The sequence below is a fragment of the Tepidiforma sp. genome (genome assembly GCF_026419595.1).
Lineage (GTDB): Bacteria > Chloroflexota > Dehalococcoidia > Tepidiformales > Tepidiformaceae > Tepidiforma.
On the sequence record NZ_JANZZD010000139.1, the window covers coordinates 1 to 271 of the forward strand.

Annotated in this window: 1 protein-coding gene; it reads right to left on the bottom strand. The window is 51.3% G+C overall.

Annotation, left to right across the window (positions count from 1 at the left end):
- Positions 1–271: AAA family ATPase (locus tag N2041_RS14815; protein WP_297679408.1), on the bottom strand; the 271-nt coding region annotated here is incomplete at both ends.

Here is a 271-nt window from a genome sequence, read left to right on the forward strand (position 1 = left end):
GATCTTGTCCAGTCCTACGAAAGCCCCGCCACAGATGAAGAGTATATTGGTGGTATCGATGCGGAGATATTCCTGATTGGGGTGCTTTCTGCCTCCCTGCGGTGGCACATTTGCGATGGTGCCTTCGATGATCTTGAGGAGGGCCTGCTGGACTCCTTCACCAGAAACATCCCTGGTTATCGATGGGTTTTCGCTCTTGCGGGCAATTTTGTCAATTTCGTCGATATAGACTATGCCACGCTCAGCAAGCTGAATATTCCCGCCTGCATTC